The sequence below is a fragment of the Streptococcus sp. 27098_8_109 genome (assembly GCF_041432295.1).
Taxonomy (GTDB): Bacteria; Bacillota; Bacilli; order Lactobacillales; family Streptococcaceae; genus Streptococcus.
This window is the reverse complement of record NZ_JAPVZJ010000030.1, coordinates 1-10,748: the sequence shown is the minus strand read 5'-3', so window position 1 is coordinate 10,748 and position 10,748 is coordinate 1. Positions and strand designations below refer to the sequence as shown.

Annotated in this window: 11 protein-coding genes, 1 tRNA gene, 1 rRNA gene and 1 other RNA gene; all 14 read right to left on the bottom strand. The window is 40.3% G+C overall.

Features of this window, described 5'->3' with window-relative positions:
- Positions 1-45 precede the first annotated feature (45 nt).
- The 14 genes from O3664_RS08950 to rrf all read right to left on the bottom strand — a co-directional run bounded on the left by O3664_RS08950 (position 46) and on the right by rrf (position 10,698).
- Positions 46-918, bottom strand: a complete 873-nt coding sequence (locus tag O3664_RS08950; RefSeq protein ID WP_371613922.1) for a cell wall-binding protein — start codon at positions 916-918, stop codon at positions 46-48.
- 554 nt (positions 919-1,472) lie between these two features.
- Positions 1,473-2,384, bottom strand: coding sequence for an Rpn family recombination-promoting nuclease/putative transposase (locus O3664_RS08945; RefSeq protein ID WP_371613921.1), 912 nt, complete (start codon positions 2,382-2,384; stop codon positions 1,473-1,475).
- A 271-nt stretch (positions 2,385-2,655) separates the two neighbouring features.
- The gene (locus O3664_RS08940; protein ID WP_000010160.1) at positions 2,656-3,624 is read right to left on the bottom strand and encodes a ribose-phosphate diphosphokinase; all 969 of its coding nucleotides are present in this window, start codon (positions 3,622-3,624) and stop codon (positions 2,656-2,658) included.
- Between the two features lie 145 nt (positions 3,625-3,769).
- Positions 3,770-4,585: a PrsW family intramembrane metalloprotease gene (locus O3664_RS08935; protein ID WP_371613920.1), complete on the bottom strand. Its 816-nt coding sequence runs from the start codon at positions 4,583-4,585 to the stop codon at positions 3,770-3,772.
- Positions 4,586-4,609: 24 nt separating this feature from the next.
- On the bottom strand, positions 4,610-5,107 hold the full coding sequence (locus O3664_RS08930; RefSeq protein WP_125386783.1) for a carbonic anhydrase: 498 nt from the start codon (positions 5,105-5,107) through the stop codon (positions 4,610-4,612).
- Between the two features lie 72 nt (positions 5,108-5,179).
- Entirely contained in the window at positions 5,180-6,541 is a 1,362-nt protein-coding gene (gene radA / locus O3664_RS08925) for a DNA repair protein RadA (protein ID WP_077804517.1), read from the bottom strand.
- 13 nt (positions 6,542-6,554) lie between these two features.
- Complete coding sequence (locus O3664_RS08920; RefSeq protein WP_023948302.1) at positions 6,555-7,112, bottom strand: histidine phosphatase family protein; 558 nt, start codon at positions 7,110-7,112, stop codon at positions 6,555-6,557.
- Complete coding sequence (locus O3664_RS08915; RefSeq protein ID WP_000701987.1) at positions 7,072-7,515, bottom strand: dUTP diphosphatase; 444 nt, start codon at positions 7,513-7,515, stop codon at positions 7,072-7,074. Before O3664_RS08915 ends, O3664_RS08920 begins: the two co-directional genes overlap by 41 nt.
- Positions 7,516-7,571: 56 nt before the next feature.
- Positions 7,572-7,669, bottom strand: an RNA gene (gene ffs, locus O3664_RS08910) — signal recognition particle sRNA small type.
- A 32-nt stretch (positions 7,670-7,701) separates the two neighbouring features.
- On the bottom strand, positions 7,702-8,169 hold the full coding sequence (gene tadA, locus O3664_RS08905) for a tRNA adenosine(34) deaminase TadA (RefSeq protein WP_023948303.1): 468 nt from the start codon (positions 8,167-8,169) through the stop codon (positions 7,702-7,704).
- 200 nt (positions 8,170-8,369) lie between these two features.
- Positions 8,370-9,656: an adenylosuccinate synthase gene (locus tag O3664_RS08900; RefSeq protein ID WP_001832534.1), complete on the bottom strand. Its 1,287-nt coding sequence runs from the start codon at positions 9,654-9,656 to the stop codon at positions 8,370-8,372.
- Positions 9,657-9,886: 230 nt separating this feature from the next.
- On the bottom strand, positions 9,887-10,123 hold the full coding sequence (gene comW, locus O3664_RS08895; RefSeq protein WP_371613919.1) for a sigma(X)-activator ComW: 237 nt from the start codon (positions 10,121-10,123) through the stop codon (positions 9,887-9,889).
- Positions 10,124-10,503: 380 nt separating this feature from the next.
- Positions 10,504-10,577 (bottom strand) — tRNA-Asn (locus O3664_RS08890).
- A 5-nt stretch (positions 10,578-10,582) separates the two neighbouring features.
- A 5S ribosomal RNA gene (rrf, locus tag O3664_RS08885) occupies positions 10,583-10,698 on the bottom strand.
- Positions 10,699-10,748 lie beyond the last annotated feature (50 nt).

Here is a 10,748-nt window from a genome sequence, read left to right as displayed (position 1 = left end):
AAAAAACTAGGAGAAGAATCTCCTAGTCTTTTTTATATATTGGTATTATACCAACTCACCATTTCCGTTTACAGTGTAACCGTCAGGAGTAGTTGTGTTTACAAGTAATGCACCTGAACCACTTAGGTAGTACCAGTGGCTACCTACATATTTCCAACCAGTTTGCATTGCACCTGAACCATCTAGGTAGTACCATTGACCACCTACATATTTCCAGCCTTTTTGCATTGCGCCTGAACCATCTAGGTAGTACCAAGTTCCGTTGTCTTTAATCCAACCAGTTTGCATTACACCTTCAGCGTTCAAGTAGTACCAAGTACCATTATCTTTAAGCCATCCAGTTGCTTTAGCACCATCTTCTTTGAAGAAGACCCATTTGCCATTTGTTTTAACCCAGCCTTTACCTGCTTGATTAACTAAATCTTCATTAACACGAGTATTGTTTGGTTTATTATCTTCTACTCCATTAACATCGTTATAATATTTCCCTTCTGCCATTGCAGTAGCACGATATTGTTCTTGCAATTTTTGAACGTAACGATTTTTTACTGTACTATAGATATCTTCAAATGTTTGATTTGATTTTACTTTTGCTGCTGCAATGTTTGCTTCTAAAGCTGCTTTTTTCTCAGAAAAATCATGTCCTGAATAACCTGAATTTAAGAAATCTTGTAATGCTTTCTCTGCATCTGCTAATGATTTGTTACCTTGTTCTTTAAATTGGCGCTCAGCGTCAGTACGAATTTCAGAATCATGGAAGGCTACTTGGCGGTTAGCTTCTTCAGCAATATCACGTTCAGAAACATATTTCTTTTGAAGCAATTGGTTAGTTGAAGCTGGGTTTTCACTATTTGCCAAAACAGGTGCAACTGTAAATACAGCAAGTGCTGCTGCGCTTGTCAATAAAACTTTTTTCATCGTTTTATCTCCTTTGTTTTTCTTTAAAATATTTTTTCGTAAGAATATCTTACTACCATACAGTATATAAATATTTGCAGGATTTGTCAAGGGTTTTCTTCTATTTTTTAAAGTTTTTACCCATTTTTAGAAAAAAAGGTGAAAAAAACATTTTTGTGAGAAAAAACACCCGTCAAATACTGCATTTTTCAAGTGAAAATCTCACAAACTTATCATCCTTGAGTAAAATCATTCATATCTAATCCACATAGACAGTTGGACAGAACTCACGTCTATGGTATTATCTTATAAACACCTCTAAATGGCAAGTAAAAATGGCAAGTTTTTTGATAAGAACTTGCCATTTCATCAACTTTTTACTATTTAAAATGTGACCTTATAGCAAAGCCTCAAACTCAGCGACGGTCATGCCCAACTGCTTGGCTGATAGCTCGCTCGGGTTATTGGGTAAAGGGTTTATTCCCAAAAAACTCCAACCACGGCTTGCGAACCCCGTCTTTGCTGGTTTCTCTGTATTTTTTTTAATTCCAAGAACGCCATTACTTGTGATGGTCTTATAAGAGTGCCTCAAATTCAGCGACTGTCATGCCTAATTGCTCACTTGCAACTTCCGAAGTCAGAAGACCTTGGCGAACGAGATTTACTAGACCTACTTTTAATCCCGCTTCGATACCCTCTGCTCGTCCTCGCTCCAATCCCTGTTCAATACCTTCTGCCCTCGCAGTTTCCAAGGCATAATCCTGAGCCAATAACGCTTGTTCTTCACGCATACGTAGTTGACTAAACATTTTTCTGTCCTCCTCGGACCAGCTCTTGTAGTCCAGCAGTTGGTCTGCTTGACTGATGGCTCGCTCGGGTTGTTGGGTAAAGGGTTTATTCCCGAAAAACTCCAACCACGGTTTGCGAACCTCGTCTTTGCTGGTTTCTCTGTATTTTTTTAATTCCAAGAACGCCATCTTGACCAGATGGTTTTCTTGTCCGTTATTGGTGATGGTTAATACTTCACCTGTCATGTCCTCGCGCATACTAAAACTATGAAAAGCCAAATCATCTGAGAAATAATTACTGTCCACAATAGCGATAGCATATACCGGTGCAATGTGTTTGTAACTCTGATGAGTATTACCCTCTTGTTGACGAATTTTTTCTAGGTTTTGATTGACCTGACTGCATAGGTAAGCCCACAGGCGATTGATGAAAAAATTCTGATGATGCACTTGTATTTCGATAATAACCTGGGTGCCATTATCCAACTCCGCCAAGACGTCTATACTTGTATAGAAATCCTGCGCCGAATACGGCATGGAAGGCAAGACATGAATATTGCTTCCCTCCAAAATGGTCACATTTTTTGCTGGTAAGTCCAGCATATCGCGGATAAATTGACAAGTGATTTCTGGATTGCTAAAAATCTTCTTAGCAACTAAATCATTGGTTGGGCTGATGCCCGGATGTCTGAGAATCATCCTTTTCCTCCTTTTATTATACCATAGTCTTATACTCAATGAAAATCAAAGAGCAAACTAGGAAACTAGCCGCAGGTTGCTCAAAACACTGTTTTGAGGTTGCAGATAGAACTGACGAAGTCAGTAACATATATATACGGCAAGGCGACGTTGACGTGGTTTGAATTTGATTTTCGAAGAGTATTAAATCTAGATTTACTAGATTCTCTGCCACTATCTATTTATTCGGAAAAGAGATGAAAAAACCTGAGAATTATCTCAGGCTTGGTTATTAAATCTTTTTCTCAATACTGAAAAGTGGAGAAAGTGGGCGTTTTTCATGGATACGTACAATAGCATCACCCAGTAGATGAGCAATCGAAATCTGCTCAATCTTGTCAATCAAACGCTCTTCTGGGAGATAGATGGTATCCAAAACAACCAATTTCTTAATAGCTGAATTTTGGATATTGTCCATAGCAGGACCAGAAAGAACTGGGTGCGTACAGCTTGCATAGACTTCAACAGCACCAGCTTCTGCCAGGGCATCTGCCGCGTGGCAAATGGTTCCAGCTGTATCAATCATATCATCAATCAAGATACAAGTCTTGCCTTCGACCTTACCGATGATGTTCATGACTTCACTAGTGTTCATCTTATCAACGCTACGACGTTTGTCAATGATAGCGATAGATGTTTTCAAAAATTCTGCCAACTTACGAGCACGAGTCACCCCTCCATGGTCTGGGCTGACAACCACATAGTCAGAACCAACCATACCACGACGCTCAAAATAATCCGCAATCAGAGGAGCTCCCATCAAGTGATCCACAGGAATATCAAAGAATCCTTGAATCTGTGCAGCATGCAAGTCGATTGTCAATAAACGATCTACTCCAGCTACTTCAAGCATATTTGCGACAAGTTTTGAGGTGATTGGCTCACGCGCTCTCGCCTTTCTATCCTGACGTGCATACCCATAGTAAGGCATGACAACATTGACAGATTCTGCACTGGCACGCTTCAAAGCATCTACCATAATCAAAATTTCAAGCAGATTGTCATTTACAGGCGAACTAGTTGATTGTAGGATAAAGACGTGTTTCCCACGGATTGATTCTTCGATGTTGACCTGAATCTCTCCATCTGAAAATTGGCGAACACTTGATTTCCCCAACTCTATCCCAATCTCCTGCGCCACACGTTCTGCCAATTCTTTATTAGAAGAAAGGGCAAACAGCTTTAAATCAGAAAAAGACATGATTTCCTCCGGTATATATGTATCGCTTGTGCTTTTCACAAGATTTTTCCATCTACCATTGTAGCGCTTTTTGTACTATTTTTCAATCAAAAATAAAAGAAGGGCACCATATTTGTACCCTTGCATCATTCTTTTGAAAAATATTCTAGTTCATCAACTCATTGTGCTTCTCAACAAAGCGATAAGCCTGATAAAAACCATAAAGAGTAATAGCCGTAACCACTGGAATCGCTAGTGGCAACTCTGTCTCCAACTCCACAAAAGGAGAGTTAAACAAGAAATGAGTTCCCAAAGCTAAACCTAGGAAAATAAGCCCCTGTTTCTTGCCAACCTTCTGTCCTTTATAAGCGCTGTAAAGCAAGTAAACACCTACTACCGCCAAACCTGAAAAAGTCCAGTGAGAGGCAATTCCTGAGATGATACGCTCTAAAATTCTCGAAATAGTAAAGTCAAAGCCCTCTGGCAAATCCGTACGAATATAGCCAATATCCTCAATCATTTGAAATCCCAAACCAGAAGCAATTCCTAGTAAAAACAAAGATTTTAATTTCCGCACAGGAATCAAAGCCAAAACAAAGGCAAGTGGCAATAATTTCAACGGTTCTTCTACCAAAGGAGCCACAATCGCACTTTCAAAGGCATTTAAAAATGCACTATCTGGGAAAAGAACACCCAGTAAATCATGGATATAGGTATTAGCAAAGCTAGATAGCCAGCCTGAAAGGAACATCCCACCCAATAGAGACAAAATCAAGGCATTCTTTGGCAATTCCCATTTTTTCCCAATACGGAAAAGGAAATAAAGAGCCGGAATCATGTAAAAGAGAGCTAGAAAGATAGAAACTCCCATTAGGCCATATTCCGCACCTGACATTGAACCGTCCGTATAGTAGATGGTTTCATACTGTAAACCAATACATAGCAATAAAATAAAAATAAATAAAATACTGTTTTTCTTCATACACTTTCTTTCTAAATGAACTTTTTACAATTCTACGACTGTCATACTTCCTGTATCCACATCGTAAATGGCACCAGAGATAATGACATCGTCTGGTATTAGAGGAGACTCGATAAGGAGTTTCATATCCTCACGCACACTCTCCTCTATATCTTGGAAAGGCAAAAAATCCTGGTCTGACACATCGACACCTAATTCCTCTTTCAGATACTCCTGAAAAGGACCATTTTCAAAGGTCTGGGCACCACAGTCTGTGTGGTGCAGCACCACAATCTCTCTTGTCCCCATCTGTTGCTGGGAAATCACCAACGAACGAATCATGTCCTCAGTCACTCGACCACCTGCATTCCGCAAGATATGAGCATCCCCAAGTGCCAAGCCCAGAGCTTGCGCAACGTGCAAACGTGAGTCCATACAGGTCACAATAGCTACTCTTGTTTTGGGTTTAAGTGGCAGATTTAACTGCCCATGTAGGGCAACATAAGCCTGATTGGCTTGCATAAACTGTTCAAAATACGACACGATTCCCTCCTTGAAAATTTGATAGTCAAATATTTCTCCTATCTTATCATTTTTAAGAGGATTTGTCACGGATTATGCAAAGACCTTTTTCAAAACCTCCTGAATCGTTGTCACTCCAATGACCTGAATTTCCTTAGGCGGAGTGATTCCTGTCAAGGAATTTTTCGGTACATAAATCTTAGTAAAGCCCAGTTTAGCAGCTTCATTGATACGTTGCTCGATACGATTCACGCGGCGAATCTCTCCAGTCAAGCCTAACTCTCCTACAAAACATTCCTGAGGATTGGTTGGCTTGTCTTTGTAGCTCGAAGCAATGGCAACTGCAACAGCCAAGTCAATGGCAGGTTCATCCAATTTGACACCACCAGCAGATTTGAGATAGGCATCTTGATTTTGCAAGAGAAGTCCTGCCCGCTTTTCCAAAACAGCCATAATCAGACTCGCACGATTAAAATCAAGCCCTGTCGTAGTACGCTTGGCATTTCCAAACATGGTTGGTGTCACCAAAGCCTGAACCTCCGCCAAAATCGGACGCGTCCCTTCCATGGTCACAACGATTGACGAGCCAGTAGCCCCATCCAAACGCTCCTCTAGGAAAACTTGACTCGGATTGAGCACCTCAACCAATCCCCCCGACTGCATCTCAAAAATCCCAATCTCATTGGTGGAGCCAAACCGGTTTTTGACCGCTCTCAAAATACGAAAGGTATGGTGGCGCTCCCCTTCAAAGTAAAGCACCGTATCCACCATATGCTCCAACATACGTGGACCAGCCAAGGTACCTTCCTTGGTCACATGACCTACGATAAAGATAGCAATATTATTTGTCTTAGCCAGCTGCATGAGTTCAGCCGTCACCTCACGCACCTGAGAAACAGACCCCTGCACCCCTGAAATCTCAGGAGACATAATGGTCTGGATAGAGTCAATAATAAGGAAATCTGGCTGGATTCTCTCAACCTCAGCTCGAACACTCTGCATATTGGTCTCGGCATAGAGATAAAACTCACTATCGATATCTCCCAAGCGCTCTGCTCGCAGCTTGATTTGCTGGGCAGATTCCTCTCCACTGACGTATAGAACAGTCCCCACTTGAGACAGCTGGGTTGATACTTGTAAGAGAAGGGTTGATTTCCCAATCCCAGGATCCCCGCCGATAAGAACGAGACTTCCCGGTACCACTCCGCCTCCAAGTACACGGTTAAATTCCTCCATCTCCGTCTTGGTTCGATTAACATTGATGGAAGTCACCTCAGCCAGTTTCATAGGCTTGGTTTTTTCACCTGTCAAGGACACACGCGCATTCTTGACCTCAGCAACCTCAACCTCTTCTACAAAAGAAGACCAAGACCCACAGTTAGGGCAACGCCCCAGATATTTAGGGGAATTATACCCACAATTTTGACATACAAATGTCGCTTTTTTCTTTGCGATAATAAACCTCTTTCTATATCTCTAACTCACACTCAATCACTTGGCAAAAATCAATTTTCTCATTTGGCACAAACTGGCGCATGAGCATTCGATGAGCAACAACTACCACAGTCTGATGTTCTCGATACTTAGACATACATTCTAGAAAACGAGACTTCATTTCCGTAGCTGTCTCATATTGAATAGGACTATTAGGAAGTAACTCCCCCTTATTTTCTAGAAACATAGTACGAGCTTTTTCAAAATTATCTGTGCCACTTTCATAGACCTGCCATTCATGTAATAAAGGCTCCACTTTCAAAGGAAGTCCTGTAGCACAAACCACATAAGAAGCCGTTTCTAAAGCTCTTGTGACTGCCGAAGATATGATTATTTCAGCTGAAGGGAGTAAAGAATTGTTACTCAATTTCTGGGCTTGCTGCCGCCCCTTATCAGACAAGGGTGCCAAATCTATCCCAAATCCCGTATAAGAACGCTTCTCTAACTCACGGTAATCTGGCTTTCCATGACGTACAAAGATAATTTTCATCCTAGTGCCCAGTCGATCCAAATCCACCTGTTCGAACGCCATCAGCCGCATCTCCATCTGCAATTAAGAAAGGAGCAAAGACAGCCTGAACCACACGTTCCCCAACTTCAAGAACAACCTCTTGATCTGTAATATTCTTCATCTGAGCAAAAATATGCCCTTCATTCCCAGGATTTCCATAATAATCCCCATCAATGACCCCAACCGAGTTAATCAAGACCAAGCCCTTCTTACGAGGATTTGAAGAGCGATCATAGAGATATAGAACCTCAGTCGGCTGCATATAAGCCTTAACCCCTGTCGGAACCAAGACAATCTCTCCTGGAGCAATAACTGTGCGCACAGCAACCTTTAAGTCGTAACCAGCCGCATGCGCTGTCTCACGCTTGGGTAATAAATTTTCATCTGTAAAACTCGAAACCAATTCAAAACCACGAATTTTCATAATTTTCTCTTTTCTATTATCATTTATTCTAGATTATTCTATCTTATTTATTCGGAAAAAGCACGAAAAAAAGAGCACACAATTCAAATCGCTTAGGGCTGCTGGATTCCTCCCCTGACCCGCTTCACGCAGAACTGTTGCTCCACTATTTATTATATCACATTCCTATTCATTTTAAAAGAAAAATTATTTTTTCCGTCTATTTCTAAAAAAGTCCTGCATAATAGCTGCGCATTCATCTTCCAAAATTCCCGTTTCAACCTCTACACGATGGTTGAGACGCTCATCTGTCAAAATATCGTACAAACTCCCAGCAGCGCCAAATTTCTGGTTTTTAGCCCCATAGACCACGTTTGGAATACGGGCAAGCCCAATCGCCCCACTACACATGACACAAGGCTCAATGGTCACAAAAAGCGTGCAATCCAGCAAGCGCCAACTCTCCTCACTCAAGTTCGCATTCTCTATAGCCATAATCTCCGCATGCATAACCGCTCGCTGCAATTCCTCACGTGCATTATGCCCACGACCAATGATTTCCCTATCTTTGACAATCACACAACCAATTGGAATTTCATCATGTTCCAAGGCAATCTCAGCTTCTCTCAAAGCCTCCCTCATAAAGACTTCTTTTTCTTCAAGCGTATAATCCATCTCTTTTCCCTTTTCCTACTTGTCGATTTTATTATTATATCATGAATCCCAACACAAAAAAAGCCACCGAATGCGGTGACTCTATAGGGAGATTATTATGAAAAAGAAAAGTTTAGGATATTTGTTACAACAAGTTAGGAGGTCTTCTTGTAACTGTCTATAGTATACCCGACCTATCTTAAACAAATCTTAAAAATCTCTTACGACCAAACACTTTCTAAAATATTTGTTTGTTCACGACCAGGACCTACTGAGAAAGTAGAAATACGAACGCCAACCAATTCACTCACACGACGAACATAGTTACGCGCATTCTCAGGAAGATCTTCCAAATTACGAACTCCGGTAATATCTTCTGACCAACCTGGCAACTCTTCATAGATAGGCTTGCAACGTTTCAATTGCTCAAGACTAGCTGGATAGTAATCAATACGTTGGCCATCAAGATCATAGGCCACACAGATTTTCACTGTATCCAAACCACTCAAAACATCGATAGAGTTCAATGAAAGGTTAGTAATACCAGAAACGCGACGGCTATGGCGCATCACAACTGAATCAAACCATCCCACACGACGTGGACGACCAGTTGTTGTACCATATTCATGACCGACTTCACGGATACGTTCTCCCACTTCATCAAACAACTCAGTTGGGAAAGGACCGTCTCCTACACGACTCGTATAGGCTTTACATACACCTACAACCTTATCAATCTTACTTGGACCAACACCAGAACCAATGGTCACACCACCAGCAACAGGGTTTGATGACGTAACAAATGGATACGTACCTTGGTCGATATCTAGCATAACACCTTGTGCCCCTTCAAAAAGCACACGTTTACCGTTATCAAGCGCATCATTCAAAATAACAGATGTATCTGTCACATATTTCTTGATTTGTTGACCATATTCGTAATATTCTTCAAAAATATCATCAAAAGCAATCGCTTTACTGTCATACAATTTTTCAAAAAGACGATTCTTTTCAGCAAGGTTACGTTCTAAGCGCTCACGGAAAATATCTTTATCTAAAAGATCGGCGATACGAATCCCAACACGAGCAGCCTTGTCCATATAAGCTGGACCAATTCCCTTAATTGTAGTACCAATCTTATTGTCGCCCTTAGCTTCTTCTTGCAAACGGTCTAACTCGATATGATAAGGCAAAATAACATGCGCGCGATCAGAAATACGCAAGTTATCAGTTGTCACACCCTCCTCATGAAGATAGCTCAACTCTTTTACAAGAGATTTAGGATTTACAACCATACCATTCCCAATAACAGAGATTTTTTCAGGGAAGAAAATTCCAGATGGAATCAAGTGCAACTTAAATTTCTTACCATCAATCACAATCGTGTGACCTGCATTATCACCACCTTGGTAACGTGCAATCACTTCTGCATTCGCAGAAAGGAAGTCTGTAATCTTCCCTTTACCTTCATCACCCCATTGGGTACCTACAACAACAACTGAAGTCATAATCTTGTCTGAGCCCTCAGGCTCTTCCTTTCTCACATACATGGCAGGACTCTCACCTGCAATTATATCTTACAATTTATTATAAGAAAAAATCGCCTTTTTATCAAGAAGAAACAATAGAAAGATTTGCTATTTCCAACTATTAAAAAACGATTTAAAAAAATAAGTAGCTATTTATTATTATCTTTCCATAAAAAAGTAAATTTGTTCGGAAATTTACTCAAAACATCTCAACAAGAAATAAATCCCTGATTCATTATCAATTTTTCAAGATACAAACGATAAGCAACACGATAATGGTAAACAATAAAATCCTGATGACTCACAATACGATATCGGACAAGATAATAAATCAAAAACTTAAAATGAACATATTCCCAATCAAAATTATCACCGAAGAACATACCATACTCTTCTTCAATATTTCTATAAAAATCCATCATCTGATCATAAATACTTTGTAGCATAAATATATACTCCTTTTCTTTTTATGACCTTATTCTAACAAAAAATTTCAATTAATCTTTAATAATTCCTGAATTGTTAAAATACCAACCTCAAAAAGATAACAAATAGGAAAAGTTGACAGAATAGGAACAAATTTACTACTTAAATTTCAAAAACTAAGATAATGGAAGCGGAAGGATTCGAATCCCTCGAAGGAGCGTATTTACAGTCCGCAACGTTTAGCCTCTTCGCTACCCTCAATTAAAGTACTAAAAAGATCTCCTTGATCGAAAACGGAGGGCTCTGAAACTTTACTCAGCAAAAATATCTCACACCAAATAACACTAAATAGATTATTAATTATAAAAAAAAGAGGCCTAAACCTCTTTTTTCTTAACTACTCCGCCAGTAGGACTCGAACCTACGACATCATGATTAACAGTCATGCGCTACTACCAACTGAGCTATGGCGGATTAGAGCTAAGCGACTTCCATATCTCACAGGGGGCAACCCCCAACTACTTCCGGCGTTCTAGGGCTTAACTTCTGTGTTCGGCATGGGTACAGGTGTATCTCCTAGGCTATCGTCACTTAACTCTGAGTAATACCTACTCAAAATTGAATATCTATTCAAATCAAGAAAAC